This window comes from Alteromonas sp. PRIM-21, from assembly GCF_027563165.1.
In the GTDB taxonomy this organism is placed as follows: Bacteria; Pseudomonadota; Gammaproteobacteria; order Enterobacterales; family Alteromonadaceae; genus Alteromonas; species Alteromonas macleodii_A.
The window spans coordinates 13,581-34,573 of record NZ_JADOEK010000006.1 but is presented as its reverse complement, the minus strand read 5'-3'; the positions used below and the strand labels follow the sequence as shown (position 1 = coordinate 34,573).

The following is a 20,993-nucleotide window of genomic DNA, read 5'->3' as shown; positions in this document are numbered from 1 at the left end:
GCGTGTAATACGCTAATTATCTAGGTAAGCGCGACTTGCTATCCCATACCTATATGCTGCAGTACTAGACGCTTTAGTACCTTTTTAAGCTAAGGCCAGCGCTGACTAACTGCTAACGCTTTGCAGAACCCAAGCTTAGTATGGCGGCAAGTAAGCAGCCTGAAATAAGCCCCGCCGTATGTGCAGCATTTGCCATGCTCACCCACAGTATGTCGGCATAGCCAATTACCAACCAAACCAGCATAAAGCCTACAATAGAGTTTGGTAACGACAGCCCCCAACTAGGGCGCAACCAGCCAAGCCACCACACGAAGCCCATCACCGCATATACCACACCAGACAAGCCGCCAAACAAGAATAGATTACCTTGTACAGGGTCGCTAAATAGCGCTTGAGCGGCATTTGAAATTGTGGCTGATACTAAAAATACAATAAGCAACATGCTGATACCTAGAGTACGTTCAATTTTGGCCCCCAGCATGCCCCACCACAATAAATTGAATATGATGTGAAGTGCAGAGAAGTGGATGAACGCCGGGCCAAGCAGCCGCCACCACTCGTGATTTTGTAACAACACAGAAAACGGCTGCATCAATAAGTGCTGTGCAATGGGGGCAAATAACCCAAATAAAGACAATAGATAAACAGCAGCACACAGCACAAACACCACAGAAGTAAACGGCGCTTTAACCGCATCGGACATTATTTTGCTTAACGAAAAGCCGCTACCTGATGGGGCTAGCTGTACGTTTTTACCACTGTCCCATGCCGCTTGCTGATATTTAGGGTTCGTTGGATTTGCTAAAAAGTCTTCTGCGATAACTTTTGCGCGGTCTATATGCTCATTGTTATCCAGCACAACCACAAACTCTTTTTCGTGCTGTACTACGTTGGCCTTTATATGCTGACTGGTTAAATAGTTGGCAAGAAGGTGCGCCGGACTTTGCTGATTAAACGCAATTAAAGGATGACCCATAAGCTAGTTGTTACCCCAAAAGCTAAAAGAGTGTGAAGCGATAAAGATGTACAAGAGCGTGGAATTTAGCTCTCGTCATTGACACTTTATACTGAAATAGTGAAAGACCTGCAAAACATAAAATAAAGGTGCACATTGTGCACCTTTATAAAATCGCTATTCGGTTACTACCGGGTTCGCCTGTCGCCACGCTTCAAAGCCCCCGTCCATACTATAAACGGTCTCAAATCCTTGCTGAGCAATCACTTGCGCAGCCTGCTGGCTGCTTACGCCGTGGTAACACACTACAACAACTGGAATATCTTTGGGTGTTTGGTCAATAAACGCCCCAAAGTTATCGTTGTTAAGCGGTGCCGCATTGGGCATATGGCCATTAGCAAACGATTGAGGATCGCGAATATCCACAATAGTTACGTCGCCTTGAAAGTTAGCCACGTCGTTTACGCTAATGTGTGAGAATGTTGTCATTATTGCCAATCCAAAATAACTTTACCTGAGTGTCCTGACCCCATGGTATCAAACCCTTTCTGAAAGTCATCAATGGAAAAGGTATGAGTGATGATGGGTGAAAGGTCCAGACCGCTTTGTAGTAAGCTCGCCATTTTGTACCAAGTCTCGAACATTTCTCGGCCATAGATGCCTTTTATCACCAAACCTTTGAAAATAACTTGGTTCCAGTCGACAGCAACGTCTTGCGGAGGAATACCCAGCATAGCCACTTTGCCGCCGTGATTCATCTTGTCGAGCATGTCTCTGAAGGCTACCGGCACACCAGACATTTCAAGGCCCACATCGAAGCCCTCTGACATACCCAGTTCGTCCATAACGTCTTGTAAGTTTTCTTTACTTACATCAACAGCACGCGTAGCCCCCATCTTTTCAGCAAGCTCAAGGCGATACGGGTTGATATCAGTAATCACTACGTGACGGGCACCTACGTGTTTGGCGACCGCAGCCGCCATAATGCCAATAGGCCCTGCACCTGTGATAAGTACATCTTCGCCTACTAGATCGAAACTTAGCGCGGTATGAACGGCATTACCAAACGGGTCGAAGATAGACGCGAGGTCGTCGCTGATATTGTCTGGAATTTTAAACGCGTTGAAGGCAGGAATAACTAAATATTCGGCAAATGCGCCAGGGCGGTTTACACCCACACCTTCGGTGTTGCGGCACAAATGTACGCGGCCAGCGCGACAGTTACGGCAATGACCACAGGTAATATGTCCTTCACCGGATACACGGTCACCTACTTCGAAGCCTTTTACTTCTTGCCCCATACCCACTACTTCGCCCACGTATTCGTGACCGACGACCATAGGCACTGGAATAGTGTTTTGCGACCACTCATCCCAGTTGTAAATATGCATATCAGTACCGCAAATCGCGGTTTTGCGAATTTTAATCAGTAGGTCATTGTGCCCTACTTCAGGCTTTGGTGTGTCTTGTAGCCAAATACCTTTTTCCGCTTTCGCTTTTACTAGCGACTTCATGAAATCACTCCCATTTCACGGCCAACTTCGATAAACGCATCGATGGCTTTATCAACGTGTTCAAGGCTATGACCTGCTGACATTTGCGTACGAATTCGCGCTTGTCCTTTTGGTACAACAGGGTACGAGAAGCCGATAACGTAAATGCCTTTTTCTAACAGTTTGTCGGCCATTTCACTGGCTAAGCGGGCATCGCCCAGCATTACAGGAATAATGGCGTGATCTTTACCTGCAAGGGTAAAGCCCGCATCTTCCATGCGCTTGCGGAAATGGTTGGCATTTCGCCATAGATTAGCGCGTAACTCATCGCCTTCTTTCATCATTTCAAACACTTTTAACGATGCTGAAACGATAGGTGGCGCAACTGAGTTAGAGAATAGGTAAGGACGCGAGCGCTGACGTAGCCATTCAACAACTTCCTTTTTGCCTGACGTGTAACCGCCTGACGCACCACCAAGGGCTTTGCCTAAAGTACCAGTAATAATGTCTACACGACCCATTACACCGCAGTATTCATGGCTACCTTTACCATTTTCGCCCAAGAAACCCGTGGCGTGGCAGTCATCAACCATTACCATGGCATCGTATTTGTCGGCCAGGTCGCAGATTGAGGCAAGGTCGGCAATAACGCCGTCCATAGAGAATACGCCGTCGGTAGCAATGATTTTAAAGCGAGCGCCATCAGCATCGGCTTGCTTTAATTGCTCTTCTAACGCAGCCATGTCGTTGTTGGCGTAACGATAACGCTTGGCTTTACACAAACGTACGCCGTCAATGATACTCGCATGGTTTAGCGCATCAGAGATGATGGCATCTTCCGGTCCAAGAAGGGTTTCAAACAAACCGCCATTGGCGTCAAAGCAAGACGGATAAAGAATGGTGTCTTCGGTGCCTAAAAAGTCACTGATAGAGGCTTCTAGTTGCTTGTGAATGTCTTGCGTTCCGCAAATGAATCGCACAGATGCTACACCGAAGCCATGGCTATCTAAGCCTTCTTTCGCCGCTTCGATTAAGCTTTCATTATTTGCTAGGCCTAAGTAGTTATTAGCACAAAAGTTTATAACGTGCTCGCCACCAGCAACGCCAATATCCGCTTGTTGTTGCGACGTGATTACGCGCTCTTTTTTGTACAAACCATCTTCTTTCGTGGCTTCAATTTGCGATTGCAAATGAGAAATAAATGCCGCAGACATGCCATTCTCCAAGTGTGGGTATATGAAAACCGCTAGTGTAATGAAAGCGCATGAAAGGGTACACACCCTTGCGCTGTATTTAATGGGTTTGTCGACTAAGTTTGTAAATTATTCAGCACACTGACAACAAACGCTTAGATCACGCTCATTTTTTTTAAGTGCTAGGCAAAGTCTTTCCAAAAGCCGTTTTCTACTTTGTCTTTTAATGTGTCCCAAAGGTTTACTTCAGGTATAGGTCGGCTAATAAGATAGCCTTGGCCCTGATGGCAGTCGAAATGACAAAGCAACTCGTATTGCTCATTGGTTTCAATACCTTCAGCTACCACCTGCATGCCCATATTACGCACCATGGATATGGTGGAATGCACAATGTTTCTGTCATCTGCACTGCTGGCGATGTTGGCAACGAAAGAGCGATCTATTTTTATAAAGTCGGCGGGCAATGATTTTAGGTAACTTAGGGATGAATAGCCGGTTCCAAAGTCATCAATCGCTAACATGCACCCCATATCACGTATGGTTTGCATTATACCCGTAGCCCGTTTGATATCTGAGACCAACACGGTTTCAGTTAGCTCTAGGCAAACTTGATCTGGAGCGATATCGTTTTTAATAATTTGATGCTGTAAAAACTCGGGCAAGCTGGGGTCGAGGAACTGCCCCGCTGATAAGTTAATCGCCACCTTGATATCTGGGTAGCCGCTGTTTTTTAGCTCGTTAACTAGATGGGTGGAGCGCGTGATCACCCAATAATCTAACTCGAGCATAAATGACGTATTTTCAAGCAGAGGGATAAAGTCGCCTGGCGATATATGCCCTTTTTTAGGGTGATACCAGCGTAGTAGTGCTTCAAAGCCCATGAGCTTGCCGCTGTGCATGTCTATTTGCGGTTGTAAGGCAAGGCTAAACTGATTGCCTCTTAGCGCTTCGCGAGCTTCAGACTCTAATTCAACCTTTTGCATTACCTTAAGGTTCATAGTGGCGTCGTATACTCTAAACTCAGCACCTTTCTTCGCTTTGGCTTCGTACATCGCAATATCGGCGTGGCGCAGCAGCTCTACCGGTGTAGCGCGGGAGTGATTAGTAATGGCTATACCAATGCTGATTGAAACATAAAAAGTAACGCCGTCGACAATAATGGGCTCTTGAAACTCGTCGATAATTTTTTGCGCGACCGTATCGACATGTTTTTTGCTCTCTATATTCGACAGCAAAATAACAAACTCATCGCCCCCAAATCGCGATGCAATATCAGACTCCCGAATAGGACGGGAAATTCTCATTGCCGCAGCTTTAAGTAGCTTGTCGCCGACATCGTGCCCATGGCTATCGTTAACTTTTTTAAAGTCATCTAAATCCATAAACATGAGCGCTACTAACCTGTCATCTCGAATTGAGCTGGCCAGTTGTTTTTCAATTTGAAAGGTCAACATGTTACGGTTGGGTAGACCTGTCAGCACGTCGAACATGGCCATTTTCTCTAGCTTAGCGGTGTTTATCGCCATTTGACCGTCAAAGCTTTCTAGCTGGCGCGCTAAATCGTTCGCCGCTTCCTCAACCACATCGAGCTCGTCGGTAAGTTTAAATACAGGCAGCTTTTGACGCTTTGCCGCAACCGTATAAAATTCGCTAAATTTATGCTCAGCCAACATAGGCAGGCGTTCGCTTATGTCTAATAACCTTGTGCGATATTGATTTAAGAAAAGATAGAGCAACGACGAGAAAAGAAGAAATAATGCGATAGCGCTTGAAATAACTACGTACTGATATTGCTCGTTCTGACGTATCATTGCCGATACATCTTGAACGATAAGCAAATAAGGATGATCGCCTGCGGCATGGTCGAAAGGCAGAAGGCTAACCAGAAGCTGCTGGTTTTCTAACTCTACGTTTACCCCTTTTATTACGAGGTCGTCAACACGCCAGTTTTCAGGTAATGCCTTAATAAGCGAATTCAAAAATTGTTTGTTCGCAGCGGAAACCTGACTTGCTACCTTTAACTCAAGTTTTCCAACCTGAGGTTCATCTACCTGAACAATCGCCACTTTATATACATCGGTGGCACGGCTAAACAGATACAGTAATTCTCGCATGGAAGTAGACACAATAATAACCGGCACTTTATCGCTTGATGCCATTATAGGTATGGAAATGTAGTGAGTGCATACGCTTTCGCAGACCAGTAACGAACGGCTTTCAAATGATGCCCGAGTAGAATCCACAAGCTGCTTGATGGTGCCGTTAACGGGGTAAGCAGGTTTTCCAACAACACCGTTTTCATCGAATAGGTAAAGAGTTTCTACCTGAAAATTGAGGGTTAGGTATTCACTTAGGTCATCTAGCGTACTACGTAAATTATCAAGGTTATTAGAATACGCACCATTTTTACGGCTAATGATATCAATGAGGGTGATCATACGGCTATGAAGTATGTCTTCGAATAGCTGAACCCTGCGCTGGTTGCTAATTTGGCTTTCCCGCTGCTGCATCACAACCTGTGCTTCAGACTCTTGAATTAGCACGGTGGATATAACGATAGTAACGGTTAAAACCATAGCCAGTAAAATAGCAATGGTTTTCGTGGTAAAAGATACCTGAACCTTCATCTTTTACCCTTAAAACCAATACATCAATTGTATTGACCACATTTCCCAATGCTTATCAGAATGGGATGCCACATCTCGGTTTAATAAGCTGACTACACGCGTTGCTCCTTCAACCCAGTGATATTCGCCTTGTAATCGCCATTTAGGTGCAATATCCCAGCGTAAACCCACCGTGTAAGTATCTTGATACCCGAAGTAGGCAGGGATAAGGCCTCCCGTGCTTGCCTCTAGTTCTTTACCGTCACTGTCGGAGGTATCGTTAATATATTTATCGTAGCCAATAAGACCGCTGATTTCGTTGTTAAACAAATATCTAAACTGAACGAAACCACCTTCACCGGTGCGTTTTTCGGCAAAGTCAGGGGAAAATAGCCCCTGGCTGTTTTGTTTGTCGCGAATTATTTCTGCAGAAACTTCCCAGTGTTCAGCAAAGTATTGCGCAGATAACATAAGTCGCTCTATGTTCGCGGTGCCCGGCAAACCATCTTCATCCCGTGATGGCGTGTACTTAAAATCGGAATTAAGCCAACCAGCACCTATTTTCCATGTCATAGATGAAGGCTGCAAAAACACGCTTGCTTGATGTACGAAGTCTTGTCTGATTTTGCCTTTAACTTCGTTACCTAAGAGAAATTCGCGCTGAGAATCGTTTATATTCGAGCGTCCGTAGCTCCAATTAAGTTCCCAAGTATATTCCTTACCGTAATTAGAAAAACTGGTCAGTATGCCGTTACTGCCCAATGCAACATCGCGAAACCCGTCGTTATATACCGATTGAGGCAATATTGAGGTATATCGCGTTTGAGGGACATCTCTGGTCGATGAATAAAGCCAGTGGATGTTTTTAAAGCGTCCAGCGTGAATTTGCCCACGCCACCTGCCAGGTAAATTAGGCAGCTTCCAATCAACAAATAAATAATCGAGGCGAGCACCTTGCTCGAAACGATTCCCACCGTCTAAATAGTTAACTTGCCCAGCAATGGATATATTTTCAGCAAGCTGATAATAACCGTTCATACCAATCTCAGTGAGTTCACCCGTCACGTTATTATCATCAGTTATAAAACTACTGTCTTTCGACTGAGTTAAGCCCTGTGAAACATAGCCATGCCAGGTAAAATCTGATTGCGCGCTAACGATATGCGAGCTGAAGAGCCCAAGCGCTAAAGCGATGTATATTCTCATTCTAAATCTACCTCAACGCGTCTAAGCTTAACGATTTCCGTTCGTTCAACATAACCAATAGAACCCACCGTATTTTCCAATGCATCAACTAGCGCTTGATAAGAGGTTACTCTGATTGGTGTAATACCTTGACCAGAATAGGTAATTTGGTCCCAAAGACGAGACAGCTGATAAGGGAACATCTGAAGAATATCGCGGCAAAATTGACGGTGTAACTCGTCGCTGTCTTGCAGTACGAAAACGGTAATTTTAGTACCATTTTCCCAATACTGGCGCTGTCCCGTAAAAATCTGACGAAGTTCTGAGCGACTAAGCTCTTCAACCATTACACTTTCGTTCACCATGACGTTAAGTTCCGATGCATTTACTTTAGGCAAGCACATAAATAGCACTGCTAGTGTTAGCAGTACTTTTTTACACGCAGCAAAAGTATGAATCTCGGACAGCCATCGCAAAGCGGGCTTTTTCATTCAGTAACGACTCCCTGCTTAAAAGAAGTACACAGCACAACGCTAAGTGTAGATAATAGTTGGTAGTTTTACCTTACGATAAAAAAATTAAACGAGGAACGGCGCAACTTTTTGCTTAACCATGTCTACGGTAATTTTTTCCATTAACTGGCTTCCTTTGGCTCGCGTTCCCCACGGTAAGGCGCTCCAAGGCTTCCCTTTTTGCTCTTCTATGCATTCATCATAAATCGATACCAACCTTTCAAGATTGTTGTAAGGCCCTGTTCTACGAGGATTAGAGTGTGCGTATAGCCCAATAACAGGCGTGCCCACGGTAGTTGCCATGTGAGCAGGCCCAGTATCTGGTGCAATAACTAGGTGAGCATGCTTTAGTAACATAAGCAGCTGATGCAATGTTGTTTGCCCAGTAAAGTCTCTAAGCGGATATTTCACACTCGCTTTAATTGCATCAGCAGTTTTGCGGTCTAAATCTCCTGGACCGCCGCATAATATCACGGTGACACCGGCCTCTTGGATATAGTCAGCAATACTTGCGTATCGTTGCGGCAACCAATTTCTTTCAGCCTTACTTGCCGCTGGTGAAATAACGACATATTTACCCAAGGTTTTAGCTTGTTCTTCTCCCCACTTTGCATCTTCTGATGCAACTGGAATGTTCCAAGAAACTTCTTTTGGCTCAGGTACGCCCAATGCATCGGCGAAATCCATAAAACCTTTAAGCACATGGGCGTGCTTTGTGGCAGCCACACGTTTATTGGCAAACAACCAGTGCAGCTCCTTACTTCGTGCCCAGTCAAAACCTATGCGCTGTTTTGCTTTAATCACTCGCGAAGCTAAGTTTGCCCGTAGTGCCACCTGCATCATTAATAAAGCATCAAAAGTTTCACCGGCCACTTGTGCTTTGAGCGACTCCACCGCAGCCTTACCTTTTGATTTATCAAAAATAATAAACCGTACGTTTGGCATCAGCTTCACCAGCTGATACTCCACTTTCCCTATTACCCACGTAATTTCAGCATCGTTCCACTGTGATTGAATTCGAGTAACCATTGCAACGGCATGACACACATCCCCAATGGCCGATAAGCGCATTAAACAAATCTTTTTTCCCACAGAAGCTCTCTCGTTGCTGAAAAACCAAAATAAATCATTAGAATATGAAATTTACCATAAGTTGTGGGCAACATGGCGACAATGCGACGAGACATAGGTGCTGGGCACCACTTTATTTTCGATAACACCCTGGTCAGTCAGCCTAATACAGAAATGTTCAGCCCTGAATTTTGGCAGCTACAAAACAAGATAACAGGTCAAGCTAAGGGACGTGGTACAACCATCTTCATTGAGCATGAAGGTCAGCACTGGGTTTTACGACACTTTATGCGTGGCGGACTGATAGGTAAGCTACTCAGTGACCAGTACTTGTTTAATGGTATTGAACGCTCTAGACCTTTTGAAGAGTTTACATTGCTCGAATACATGCGAGGTGAAGGTCTTTTGGTACCTATACCTGTCGCTGCACGTATCCACCGCAGGGGCTTAATTTATCGGGGCGATATTATCACCCTTAACATTCCTAATAGCCAAGATCTGCACCACGTTTTGTGCCAGCAGCCATTATCAAAAAACGAATGGCATGAAGTGGGCCGAGCGCTGGCTCGAATGCACAATTGCCAGGTTTATCACCACGATGCGAATGTTCGAAATATTATGATTGATAGCGATAAGCAAATTTGGCTTATCGACTTTGACCGCTGTTCGAAACGTAAAGGGGATAGCTGGAAACAAAGTAACCTAGATCGTCTATTGCGCTCTTTGCATAAAGAGCAAGCCAAAAACCCGGTATTTCACTGGAAAGAAGACGATTGGACGGCATGCTTAGATGGCTATAACGAATTGGTGAAGCGTTAAAAACCGCGAATAATAAACATAATTACAGCAGTACTTAGCATTACTCGTTAATGTGGTACAGTAGCCTCGTTGAACCTATAAACCCTATACGACAATAAGATTCAATTTATGCACACTAGAGCACTTTACCCAGGTACTTTCGACCCAATTACTAACGGTCATGCAGACCTTATTGAGCGAGCATCTCAGCTATTCTCTCACGTTATCGTGGCTATCGCTTCTAACCCCAGTAAAAAGCCGCTCTTTACATTAGAGGAACGGGTAGAAATGATAAAGAAAGTTACTGCCGATCTGCCTAATGTTGAAGTAGTAGGATTTACTGGTTTACTAGCGGACTTTGCGGATGAACAAAACGCGACTATTTTGATTCGTGGTTTACGCGCGGTATCGGATTTCGAATACGAATTCCAGCTGGCCAATATGAATCGACGCCTAAACCCGAAGCTTGAAAGTGTATTTTTGACTCCAGCTGAAGAAAACTCGTTTATTTCTTCAACTCTAGTGAAAGAAGTAGCCTTACATCGCGGGGCTGTAGGTGGCTTTTGCCACCCCGTAGTAGAGCAAGCATTAAGAGACAGGCTAGGTAAAAAGAGCTAGGTAAACCGGCGTTGTTCAGCACAGCAGGTTTACAGAGTTGTGTTGCTTTAAGCTATCCTTCTAGCTGTGAACCTTTCTAGGTGTGACTCTTTTTTAGCTATTAGCGCTGGCAGCGAGTACAGAAAAAGGTGTTTCGCTGTCCTATTACCTTACTTTCAATAGCTTTGCCACACACTTCGCAAGGCTCACCTTTTCTTCCATACACATTTAAATGCTGAGCAAAGTAGCCTGGCTTACCATCGGTTTGTGCAAAGTCTTTAAGCGTAGTGCCACCTTGCTCGATAGCTTTCGCGAGCACTTGTTTTATATTTGCAGTAAGTGATTTGTAACGAGCGGCACTGATATTGCCCGCGGCTCTTCTCGGGTCGATACCTGCAAGAAACAGGGCTTCGTTCGCATAGATATTGCCCACACCAACAACGATAGCGTTATCCATAATGAAGTTCTTCACCGGACCTTTGCGGTTGCGCGATAAGCTGAACAAACGTTTATCATCAAAATCGTCTGTAAGGGGTTCAGGGCCTAAGTTGTCAAACATTGCTTGTTGCGTATCGGGCGCCTGAAATAAAACCGCTCCAAAGCGTCTAGGGTCGTTTAAGCGTAAACACTTACCAGTATTTAAAACAATGTCCACGTGGTCGTGTTTCACAATGGGTGTAGTTGCGTCAATGACGCGCAGTTTGCCAGACATACCTAGATGTAAAACCAGTGTACCTGTGGCCGTTTCAATTAGCAGGTATTTCGCTCTACGTTTTACCGCTATTACCTTTTGCCCCTCAACCAGTGAGACTTCCTCTGGTATGGGCCAGCGCATTCTACGTTCTCTTACCACCACCTGAGTAATGGTATTGCCGATTAGATGAGGGGATACGCCCAAACGGCTTACTTCAACTTCTGGTAATTCAGGCATTTATAGTGTCCAAGGTAATAATTTATCAAGGTCGGTATTGGTTAATGTGTACCAGTTATTTTCGAATTTGATCACTACCGGTGATGTATTAGGATAAATAGCGTAAACCTTGCCGTCGCTATTACCCGCCAGCCACACCACTACAATAAAGGGCTGTGTATTCAAGACCGATTCAGGTACTTCAGTTGCTGGATTTAACATAGCCCTTTGCCAATGTGAAAACTGCTCATCAGGTTTTACTGCAAGGCTGGTGTTAAGACTTTTTTGACGCCATTGTTGCCCTACACGCTCCAGGCTGTTGTTATCATGCTCAATCTTTAGCACGTAAGCATCTTCAGGCAATAAGCTGCGCGTTTGTACAGGCTCTTTCTTTGGCACCAAACTGTCTAAGTTAAACAGTGCAATCATAATGAGCATTGCAATGATAACGACGTTGTTCATTGCCCGCTGAGAAATTCTTGCCACGCGTTGTTCCTGTAAAATGGTCGGCTATAAATACCAGAATATAGTAATACCTCACTCTCTTATAAGCTAACTCAATATTTTTAGATGGCTTTGAAAATGTATGGGCGCTTGTTTACATAAACTATGAGTGGCTTAGCGTTTGACGCTGAGTTTTATGTGTCTTTTTATTTTAGAAGCAGGCTTTTTCAGGCTGATGGTAGCGTCTGATCTGATATAGACAAGGCCATTATTGGCCTATGATTTATTTGGGATCATTTGTGCGCTACGTTGCGATCTCGCAGAGATCTGAGAGGTATACGAGCAATTGCAGAGGATATAAAAGCAAAAAACCCAGCAAAGGCTGGGTTTTCGTGGAGACAAAAGCAAGCTAATTACTTGATTTTGGCCTCTTTGAACATAACGTGCTTACGCACAACGGGATCATACTTTTTGATCTCCATTTTGCCAGGCATGTTACGCTTGTTTTTGTCAGTGGTGTAGAAGAAACCTGTACCTGCTGAAGAAACTAGTTTAATTTTATCACGCATTTTCGGCTTCCTTAGATTTTCTCACCACGGGCACGGATGTCAGTTAGTACTGAATCAATACCTTTCTTATCGATGATACGCATGCCTTTAGCAGACAAACGTAGTTTTACAAAACGGCTTTCGCTCTCAACCCAAAAACGGTGTGTTTGAAGGTTTGGTAAAAAGCGACGACGTGTCGCATTTCGTGCGTGTGAACGGTTATTACCAACCGTTGGACGCTTACCTGTTACTTGGCATACTCTTGACATTGTATTTGTCTCCAGAACAACGATAACTGTCGCGTCAGTTAATCCCAAGCGCTCAAACAGTGGTTGGGTCAAATGACGTATTACTATAAATTAGAGGGCGCATTTTATACAGCAAAGGCAGGATCATTTCAATAAGAAAGTACAAAAAGGTTACTTTTACGTACTATTTTTGCACAAAATACCACCAGCACTCATTTTTCACTGCCTGTATTGTACTTTTCTCTTCGCAGTTAAGCTACGAATAAATACCCAATCTACACTTTAATTTCGTAGCTGAATTAAAATATCTACGGGCAAAAAAAAACGCCACATTCACGTGGCGTTTTTCTATTTAGTCAAAAAAAGGCGACCTTGTCTCGGTTAAATCTATCAACCTTGAAGGTCTGCGTAATAGCTGACCACCGTCGCGAGAGATTGGTACCCAAGGGAACAATCCACGTCCTTTCGATGGTTCTAGTAAGAACAAATCGGTAGGAATGGAAATATAGAAGCCTTTAGTAAAACTCCCCTCCCCATATTCTTCTGACGAAACATCGGTAAAGGCTGCATAAGCGCCTACTATAATGCCGCTATCAAAGCGCTTGGCGTAATCAATATTCACGCCTTTATCTTTCGCCAAGAATTGACCTGCACTAACCGTAATTTGCGTATCATCTAGGAATTCAGGCTGCCAATAGACACTTGCATGACCAGTTATTGTGTCGTAATCCTCTAAGCCTGTTTGGCTGTAAGGGTCACGCTGCTTAACGTAGTTGATATCGATGCCGTAGGCGACATTACTATCGACAGGACGATAAAGAATTTCACCGCCTACACCAGCAAACATGGTTTCGAGATAACCTGCGTATGCTTGAGCATAAAGATCTTCAGCAATATTGTCTTTGTAATTTAAAAACGCGGTATCTAACCATACATCGTTTTCAGACACATACTCACGCACCCGGGTACGCACACGAGGTAAAGACACGTCTTCACCATCCACTAAGTAATTAAACTTATCGAAGTTATCAAGAAGCGTCACTCGGGCGCTACTCACCACCGAGAAATTTTCATTAAACGCATAGCCACCGTTGAGTAATAGCCCAGTTTGATAAAGATAGAAATCTTCTGGGTTACCAAATGACTGAGTGAAAAAGAAATCGGCGCTATAGAAAATGCCCGACGTATTTTCAGGGTCGTAAGCTTCCATCACTTCTTTAGAAGGTGACGTTCTTATGTAAGTCTCAGCTATTTCTGCATCCACTGACTCATAGCGGGCAGCAGAGATAAAGGCTTCAGCATCTATTTGTGTATCGACCATAGGAATGCCGCCACGACTATCTACCATATGATAAGTTTTAACACTATCAGGCAGCTCAGAAGCCGCTACGCGGCCCACGCGCTCGATAGCTTCACCTTGATCGCGATACTTAACCTGCGTTCCATAGAAAGTCGCACTGTCCTCTTTAATTTCAGCATCAGATAAGATGAAACCACCCGATCTGAAAAGATCATTATAAAGACGCGATTTGTTCACACCTTTAACATTGGACGGGGCATTTCTTCCCATCAAGCTTCTAGGCGCATCATCGAATTTAATCTGAGAGGCGGTATTCATATTGAATCGATATGTAACACCAAAACCAATGGTATTTCCACGTTGGTAATTTAACGAGAAATCAAAGTCTTTGTAGCGATATACCGCGCCCACATTCCAGCGAGAATCTTGCTCTAACTGGCCTGCTCTGTCACGTGAGTAATCGTTCCCTTCAAACTCTAGCTTTAGCGTTAACGGCTCCCAAGGTGTTTGATACTCTACGCCACCAAAGAAGGCTGTGGTACCTTTGAAAAATTGGTCGTAATCTACCTTGCCACCGCGGCCTGAGAACCCGCCAGGACGCTCACAAAAGCTGTCTCTAACCTCACAAAATGGGTTAGTAATATCGTCTGCTGTACCTAAGTAGCCCCAACCTAAGCCTAAGTGGAAGTCGAATGGCCCCACCGATTTACTGGCGTTCACGTACTCACTTTCAAAGAAGCCTGTGCCACCAAAGTCTCTAAAGCCAACGCTGATATCAGGTAGGTAATAACTTTCTTTCCAAAGCCTGAATTTAACGTCTAGACCTTTATCTTTTAGGGTTTGGTCGCCACTGAATGATTCGACTTGGCTATATAAACGTGTACGTACGTCGGTATAGCGAGCGGTCGCTTCCATCCAATCATAAAGCTGGATATTAACTGACCAGAAGCGGTATTCACCGTTATCGGTATAGTTGATGGCCATTCCGCCTTCATCTCGCATACGTGCGGTTGGCGTTTGGATTAAGCCATTACCGCCTTGCACCATCTGCGAAGGCGTTACGCGAAGTTGAGTATCAGCAAGCGTGGCAGAAGATAATGCGCTGCCAATTACCAGCGCGAGTGTTTTTTTCTTGGATATTAATGGCGCACTCATTGAGGTAAAACCCTATGTACAGCTAACGCGGCAACCCGCTCATTTAATTGCTTAAGTTTATTGCTGAAAAGCTCTGAAGAAATAGGTACATAAACCTGGCTACCCGGCATAAGCTGAGCAAAATCTAAATTCCAGTAAGCAATACCCTTCTCTTCTATATTACCCATGGGGTCAATGACATAAACAACGCTTCTGTCGGCGTCTACCGCCTTTTTAACCGTATGAGCCGCCGTATAAATTGAGGTATCGCTTTGATGTTGATAAGCACCTGGCTTTATTACCGCGCCCGAGAAATGCACTACGTTTGGGCGCCCATTCAAACGGATCCAATATTTACCCGGTTGGAACATAGGGTTGTCTTCGAAGAACAACCTAGCTCGGTTGTAAGAAATAGGCATATTGATGCGCGTTGACACTGTCCATGACGACACTTGTTCAAACAAATTTTGCAGTGCTTTGTGAGTGTCTGAGTCTTTATCAAAGCTGGCCAGCAGTTCTCTTATTTGCGACAGCGCTATTTCTTTTTCTCTTTCAGCTGTTGGATTGGTCAAATCAAATGCAGAAGCTGTAGGCCAATACCAATCGCCATTATCAGCCACTATAGACAACACACTTGATAACCTGATTGGTCGGTCGAACTGATAAGTTTGCTTGTTCACCATCACGCTTACAAGACCGTCATTGGCGTACAAACTAGTGGATATAATAAGACCTAAGGCAATAAAAAGCGTAGAAATAAACTTCATTATTGCGTTACTCCTTGTTTGTTCATCTCACGCACTACACGGCTTAAATAAACCATGTCGTATACGTCTCCCTCAGGGCTGAACTTTTGTTTTGTGGCCATCAGCTCTTTCGTATGTTTGTGCAAGAAGTAGGTATTTTCCCACGACAGCCCAACATCTATAAAGGGGGTGTATTCTGAAAAGTCTACGGTTTCTACGACTTTAATAAGGGGCACAGAAAAACCTAGGTATTCGTGATTTTCCTCTCCCACAATGCGCCATGAAGAGTCTACTGGAACACCATAGCCAATTGCGTCGATATCCACTTTACGCTTCCAGCTAAAAGGCAAAACATCATTGGTGGCTAACGGATTATGCTGCAAATTACCTGTATAAAAGAGGTCGTTATCTAAACCTTCAGTTTTAACAATTATGCCGTGGTGCATGGTGAAGATAACTCTATCACCCGATACCCATTTATACTTATCACCATCAATATAGGCTAAGGCAAGAGAGGCTACGTCTCGCTCCCCTGCTTTAATTTGCATAATATCCGCCTTACTCGCCGCGATTTCTTCAACGGTGTAAGTTACTGTGCGGTCTTTTAAAGCAAGTTTAAGCGTATTGTAATAAGCGAGTGTTGTTGTGGAACAGCCCGAAAGAGAAAGGCAAAGGAAGCCGATAAAGGCCGATAGAATATGTAGTTTCATTAAAGTACGCCGACAAACACTAAGAATGTTGAAATTTTGCTGTAAAAATAAAAAAAGCCGCTAAAAGAAGCGGCTTTTTCGAATACTCTTAAATTTACTGTACGGTCGGCGCGTAAGTAAATGTAACAGGCACAGTAATTGTTTTAGTTACAGTGCTTGTACCAGAAGTAGTAACAGTAACAGTGTTAGTTGTACCAACACATACGCCGTCTACTAGTGGATCATCACCTTCACAAGTTGGTGTAGTTGTGATTGGGCCAGTCGGTGCATCGGCAGAGTTGTTGTTTGCAATACCAGCGACAATACCAGCAGCAACAACACCAGTAGCAATCATGCCACCACTTACACCACCAATACCTGAAGTTCCACCTTCGTTATCTTGTGCGTTAACACCAGCTACCATAGTAGCAGCTGCAAACAATGCAATAATTGACTTCTTCATAACAGTCCTTTAATAAAATTACCCACTAGGTCCTATGCTAAATCATTTTCAACCATTTGACTAGATTATAATCGACAAATGACTTAGAAATCTTATGTTAGCAAGCCACGCTGCGCAAATGAAATGGTTTCTTTATCTCCAACCACAAAATGATCAAGCACGGGCACATCGATCGATGCCATGGCATTTTTGATCTCGGCTGTTAGCCGAATGTCTGCATGGCTAGGTTCTGCTACGCCTGAAGGGTGATTATGGACCAAAATGATCGCCGCCGCGTTGTCGATCATAACCTGCTTGATCAATTCTCTCGGATACACTGCAGCGCTATTGATCGTTCCGTTAAACATGGTACGAAAAGCTATAAGTTGATGCTGGCTATCAAGCATCAAAAGCGCAAACTTTTCCCTTTCGCAGTCTCTTAATTTTGCCTGCAAGTAACGCTTAGTGTCATCTACGTTGTTAAATACATCTTGGCGTTTGAGTTTTATTTCCAAATTGCGCTTAAAAATTTCAAACCCTGCTTGGAACTGGGCATACTTACACGGCCCAATACCTGACACTTTTGAATAGCGTTCTTTCGTTGCGGTTACCACTCCTCGCAAACATCCGAGTTCGTTTAACAATTCATGCGCTACAGATAAGGCGCTTTTTCCTTTAACCCCTTTGCCCAGCAACACGGCGAGCAACTCAGCATCACTTAAGCTTTCTGCACCGTGCTGTAGTAGCTTTTCTCTTGGCCTTTCGCTTATCGGCCATACTTTTATCGACATGTACTTGGTCCGTTAACTCAATAAAACAGTGGTTATAGATGAATTGAAAGAGATTAACGACTGTATAAAAGGCGGGTTTCTTCTTTTGAAGTTGAGCAGATAAAAGACAAACAGTACGCAAACACCAAGATCGACTTTTGTTCAGCTATCCGATTTTTTGTCACCATGGTAGGCTAATATTAATATTTAGATTTCGTGTTCTTTTATGTCTATTGCTAATAAAAACATTTTGTTGGGCGTGACGGGTGGTATTGCCGCATATAAAGCTCCAGATTTAGTGCGAAAACTCACCGCATTAGGTGCAAACGTACGTGTTGTTGTCACCGATTCTGCCGCAGAGTTTGTGAGCACTTTATCGCTTCAAGCTGTGTCGGGAAACCCGGTGCATCAGCATCTTTTAGACCCAGCTGCTGAAGCTGCGATGGGGCACATCGAATTAGCAAAATGGGCCGACATCCTACTTATTGCGCCAGCCACAGCAAACACTATCGCTAAACTTGCTCAGGGCATGGCAGATGATTTACTAACCACGCTTTACTTGGCCACAACCGCTACGCTTTTTGTTGCCCCAGCCATGAACCAGCAAATGTGGAAAGCATCGGCGACACAGCGCAATATTGCTACACTTCAAGAAGACGGTGTAACTTTTATTGGCCCAGCAAGTGGTGAGCAAGCTTGTGGTGACGTAGGCTCAGGCCGCATGGTTGAACCTGTAGATATCGCCAATGTATTAAATGCCAATGAAGATAAGTCTTCAGAGTTAGCATTAGCGTTAAAAAATTTAGCGGGAAAACAAATTACCATTACCGCGGGGCCAACTAGAGAGCCGTTAGACCCGGTACGCTATATCTCTAATCACAGCTCTGGAAAGATGGGGTTTGCCATTGCGCAAGCTGCGGCCCAAGCGGGTGCGAGCGTAACGCTAGTTGCTGGGCCTGTAACGCTTTCTACGCCAGCCCTTTGTAACCGTATTGATGTTACCACTGCAGATGAAATGCTTAAGGCTTGTGAAAAACTTGTACCTTCTACAGATATTTTTATCAGTACCGCAGCGGTTGCCGACTATAGGGCATGCTCAGTGGCGGACAATAAAATAAAGAAAACAGGCGATGAGTTAACACTTACTTTTGTTAAAAACCCTGATATTCTAGCAACTGTATCTAACAGACAAGACCGTCCATTTTGCGTAGGCTTTGCAGCTGAAAGCCAAAATGTGGAAGATTATGCCCGCGGCAAGCTTGCCAAAAAGAAGCTAGATATGATTGCGGCAAATGATATAACGGCTGAAGGTCTGGGGTTTAATAGCGATAAAAACGCACTGCATGTGATATGGCAAGACGGTGATAAACGACTGCCCGCCACCAGCAAAAATGCGTTAGCCGAACAGTTGCTCGCACTCATTGCAGAACGTTTCGCTTTCAACAATAAAAATTAACAGATACTTTTTAAGTGTCGATAATAAAAACGATAAATATAAACGCTTTGGCGTAAGCCAACTTAACATGGAGCCCGGGTTGCTATAACTCGGTAGCGGAGGAATCACTTTCGTCATGCCTGCTGTCAAAAAAACAAATCGCAGAGCCCAAATTCTGCAAGCACTTGCTGGAATGTTAGAAACCAGCCCAGGTCAACGTATCACTACTGCTAAGTTAGCGGAAAAAGTCGGGGTGTCTGAAGCGGCACTATATCGCCACTTTCCCAGTAAAGCGCGAATGTTTGAAGGGCTTATCGAGTTTATTGAAGAAACGCTTTTTACGCGTATCAACAAAATTGTTAACGAAGAAAAAGACTCGCTCACGCGCTGTCAGCTAATTCTTCACCTTATTTTAGGCTTTGCCGAGAAGAACCCAGGCATTACCCGTATTTTGAACGGCGATGCGTTAATGGGTGAGCAAGACCGATTACGTGCGCGTATCGCTAAGCTTTTTGAACGTTTAGAAACCCAGCTTAAACAAGTGCTAAGAGAGCGCAAACTGCGCGAAGGGAAAACCCTTTCCGCCGATGAAGCGATTATCGCCAATATGATGATTTGCTATACCGATGGACGTATCAACGGCTTTATTCGCAGCGGCTTTACCCGCAAACCCACTGAGCAATTCAATGAACAATGGGCCGCGTTTAAACAAATGTTTGTGTAAGGCGCTAAATTTAAACTAAGCATCAGTTTTTTGTTTTTGCATATTACTGATGCTTTATTCTGGTCCATTACAACACAACTATTCGCAGTTAGTTTTTCTCAATATAATCAACTATGCGTAGCGAGCTTTTACCATCAGTAGGACCTACGTGATCTTCGGTATATGCCTCACGCTCTTCTTTATATAAATCTCTATTTTCTAATTGCTTTTCTATCGCACCTCGTAGTTCTTTATAGCTGTTTATATGAAGCCCAATATTTTGATAAATCACGTTATCTTTACCAAAGCGCTTCTTGAAGCGGTACTTGAAAATCCCCCGATATGACCACTTCAACTTAAAGAAATTACATACGATCACAGGTTTAGTTAACGCGACAAACTCAAAGAGTGTGCTCGATGCTTCACTGACCAAAATATCTGCTTCTTTCATAAATGGAAGTAACGATATGTCTGTTTCGGCTGCTACATAGGTGTTACTAAACTCTTCCCACTTTTTCAGTTTTTTCCGCTGATTTTTATAAGCTTCACGGGAGTAGGTAAAGGTGTGAGGCTTGATAAGAATATTGAAATCAGGAAAGTGGCTGGGCCAATTGTCAGGAAAACACTCAAGTGAACTTGGGTTAAACGTGGGAGCAAACAATAGGGTCGGCTTATTCTCATCTAAACCCAGTTCATTGTACTTTAAACCTGTTTCTGTATTGTTGAATAAGGGGTCGAGCTTGGAAAAGCCAACCTGAACAAACTCGTCATTCGGGTATAGCTCTCTAATCTTAGCTAAACGTAATTTACCCTCTATAAACCTAACAGTCATAGGCGTAGCTGATTTGTGATAGTAGCTAGGTTTAGGCCCAATACCATGACCGAGTTGGGCGGTTTTACTGGCTTTGTGAATATCATCTAAATAAGGAAAGCCATTGCCAAAGAAAATCCAGTCAGGGGTCTCTTTCAAATAAAAATCTCTAGCTGCTTTATCGTCATCTACCCAGCAAAACTCATAGCCTAGCGACAATAAAACTTGTTCGAATTTCTGAACGTTGTTTTTATTGCTATAGCAAACGAGTTGAACTTTATGACCGCGTTTAGCAAGTTCTTCACATATAGGAATAAATTGAGGTAAGTAATATACATTAACGGTGTCAAAAGCTATTTTCATAAATTTTCGTATTATTATTTATTGTAAGTATCAAAAAGAA

General features: G+C 43.8%; 22 protein-coding genes. 4 read left to right on the top strand and 18 right to left on the bottom strand.

What is annotated here, in order from left to right:
* Positions 1-112 precede the first annotated feature (112 nt).
* The 8 genes from glpG to IW644_RS10230 all read right to left on the bottom strand — a co-directional run bounded on the left by glpG (position 113) and on the right by IW644_RS10230 (position 9,036).
* A complete protein-coding gene (gene glpG, locus IW644_RS10265) occupies positions 113-976 on the bottom strand; it encodes a rhomboid family intramembrane serine protease GlpG (RefSeq protein WP_269917517.1) in 864 nt (287 codons plus the stop codon).
* A gap of 156 nt (positions 977-1,132) precedes the next feature.
* Complete coding sequence (gene glpE, locus IW644_RS10260; RefSeq protein ID WP_118490912.1) at positions 1,133-1,444, bottom strand: thiosulfate sulfurtransferase GlpE; 312 nt, start codon at positions 1,442-1,444, stop codon at positions 1,133-1,135.
* Complete coding sequence (gene tdh, locus IW644_RS10255; RefSeq protein WP_179981912.1) at positions 1,444-2,469, bottom strand: L-threonine 3-dehydrogenase; 1,026 nt, start codon at positions 2,467-2,469, stop codon at positions 1,444-1,446. The genes glpE and tdh overlap by 1 nt, the downstream gene beginning before the upstream one ends.
* Positions 2,466-3,662: a glycine C-acetyltransferase gene (locus IW644_RS10250; RefSeq protein ID WP_136783231.1), complete on the bottom strand. Its 1,197-nt coding sequence runs from the start codon at positions 3,660-3,662 to the stop codon at positions 2,466-2,468. Before IW644_RS10250 ends, tdh begins: the two co-directional genes overlap by 4 nt.
* A 161-nt stretch (positions 3,663-3,823) precedes the next feature.
* A complete protein-coding gene (locus IW644_RS10245; RefSeq protein WP_269917516.1) occupies positions 3,824-6,268 on the bottom strand; it encodes a bifunctional diguanylate cyclase/phosphodiesterase in 2,445 nt (814 codons plus the stop codon).
* Between the two features lie 9 nt (positions 6,269-6,277).
* On the bottom strand, positions 6,278-7,453 hold the full coding sequence (locus IW644_RS10240) for a hypothetical protein (RefSeq protein ID WP_269917515.1): 1,176 nt from the start codon (positions 7,451-7,453) through the stop codon (positions 6,278-6,280).
* The gene (locus IW644_RS10235; RefSeq protein ID WP_269917514.1) at positions 7,450-7,923 is read right to left on the bottom strand and encodes a hypothetical protein; all 474 of its coding nucleotides are present in this window, start codon (positions 7,921-7,923) and stop codon (positions 7,450-7,452) included. Before IW644_RS10235 ends, IW644_RS10240 begins: the two co-directional genes overlap by 4 nt.
* An 87-nt stretch (positions 7,924-8,010) precedes the next feature.
* Entirely contained in the window at positions 8,011-9,036 is a 1,026-nt protein-coding gene (locus IW644_RS10230) for a glycosyltransferase family 9 protein (RefSeq protein ID WP_333473854.1), read from the bottom strand.
* A gap of 72 nt (positions 9,037-9,108) precedes the next feature.
* Between IW644_RS10230 and IW644_RS10225 the strand changes: the two genes are divergently transcribed.
* Both IW644_RS10225 and coaD read left to right on the top strand, forming a co-directional pair.
* The gene (locus IW644_RS10225; RefSeq protein ID WP_269917513.1) at positions 9,109-9,834 is read left to right on the top strand and encodes a 3-deoxy-D-manno-octulosonic acid kinase; all 726 of its coding nucleotides are present in this window, start codon (positions 9,109-9,111) and stop codon (positions 9,832-9,834) included.
* 108 nt (positions 9,835-9,942) lie between these two features.
* Entirely contained in the window at positions 9,943-10,431 is a 489-nt protein-coding gene (gene coaD, locus IW644_RS10220; RefSeq protein WP_039222500.1) for a pantetheine-phosphate adenylyltransferase, read from the top strand.
* A gap of 100 nt (positions 10,432-10,531) precedes the next feature.
* Here coaD and mutM read toward each other — a convergent pair whose 3' ends face one another.
* The 9 genes from mutM to radC all read right to left on the bottom strand — a co-directional run bounded on the left by mutM (position 10,532) and on the right by radC (position 17,662).
* A complete protein-coding gene (gene mutM, locus IW644_RS10215) occupies positions 10,532-11,341 on the bottom strand; it encodes a bifunctional DNA-formamidopyrimidine glycosylase/DNA-(apurinic or apyrimidinic site) lyase (protein ID WP_269917512.1) in 810 nt (269 codons plus the stop codon).
* Complete coding sequence (locus IW644_RS10210) at positions 11,342-11,806, bottom strand: hypothetical protein (protein WP_179981905.1); 465 nt, start codon at positions 11,804-11,806, stop codon at positions 11,342-11,344.
* Positions 11,807-12,177: 371 nt separating this feature from the next.
* Entirely contained in the window at positions 12,178-12,333 is a 156-nt protein-coding gene (gene rpmG / locus IW644_RS10205; RefSeq protein WP_012516577.1) for a 50S ribosomal protein L33, read from the bottom strand.
* A gap of 11 nt (positions 12,334-12,344) precedes the next feature.
* The gene (rpmB, locus tag IW644_RS10200) at positions 12,345-12,581 is read right to left on the bottom strand and encodes a 50S ribosomal protein L28 (RefSeq protein ID WP_012516576.1); all 237 of its coding nucleotides are present in this window, start codon (positions 12,579-12,581) and stop codon (positions 12,345-12,347) included.
* 331 nt (positions 12,582-12,912) lie between these two features.
* Positions 12,913-15,015 carry a YjbH domain-containing protein gene (locus tag IW644_RS10195; RefSeq protein ID WP_269917511.1) on the bottom strand — a complete coding sequence of 701 codons (2,103 nt, stop codon included), beginning with the start codon at positions 15,013-15,015 and terminating at the stop codon, positions 12,913-12,915.
* Positions 15,012-15,761, bottom strand: a complete 750-nt coding sequence (locus IW644_RS10190; protein ID WP_179981903.1) for a capsule biosynthesis GfcC family protein — start codon at positions 15,759-15,761, stop codon at positions 15,012-15,014. Before IW644_RS10190 ends, IW644_RS10195 begins: the two co-directional genes overlap by 4 nt.
* Complete coding sequence (locus tag IW644_RS10185) at positions 15,761-16,450, bottom strand: YjbF family lipoprotein (protein ID WP_269917510.1); 690 nt, start codon at positions 16,448-16,450, stop codon at positions 15,761-15,763. The genes IW644_RS10190 and IW644_RS10185 overlap by 1 nt, the downstream gene beginning before the upstream one ends.
* Before the next feature lie 94 nt (positions 16,451-16,544).
* Positions 16,545-16,892 carry a hypothetical protein gene (locus IW644_RS10180; protein ID WP_179981901.1) on the bottom strand — a complete coding sequence of 116 codons (348 nt, stop codon included), beginning with the start codon at positions 16,890-16,892 and terminating at the stop codon, positions 16,545-16,547.
* A gap of 92 nt (positions 16,893-16,984) precedes the next feature.
* Positions 16,985-17,662: a RadC family protein gene (radC, locus tag IW644_RS10175; protein WP_269917509.1), complete on the bottom strand. Its 678-nt coding sequence runs from the start codon at positions 17,660-17,662 to the stop codon at positions 16,985-16,987.
* A gap of 205 nt (positions 17,663-17,867) precedes the next feature.
* On the opposite strand from radC, the gene coaBC reads away from it, so the two are divergent.
* On the top strand, positions 17,868-19,097 hold the full coding sequence (gene coaBC / locus IW644_RS10170; protein ID WP_269917508.1) for a bifunctional phosphopantothenoylcysteine decarboxylase/phosphopantothenate--cysteine ligase CoaBC: 1,230 nt from the start codon (positions 17,868-17,870) through the stop codon (positions 19,095-19,097).
* 115 nt (positions 19,098-19,212) lie between these two features.
* Positions 19,213-19,800, top strand: coding sequence for a nucleoid occlusion factor SlmA (gene slmA, locus IW644_RS10165; protein WP_012516568.1), 588 nt, complete (start codon positions 19,213-19,215; stop codon positions 19,798-19,800).
* A gap of 88 nt (positions 19,801-19,888) precedes the next feature.
* Here the strand turns inward: slmA and IW644_RS10160 are convergent, their stop codons facing one another.
* Positions 19,889-20,953 (bottom strand): CDP-glycerol glycerophosphotransferase family protein, encoded by a 1,065-nt coding sequence (locus IW644_RS10160; protein WP_269917507.1) that lies wholly within the window; start codon positions 20,951-20,953, stop codon positions 19,889-19,891.
* Positions 20,954-20,993 lie beyond the last annotated feature (40 nt).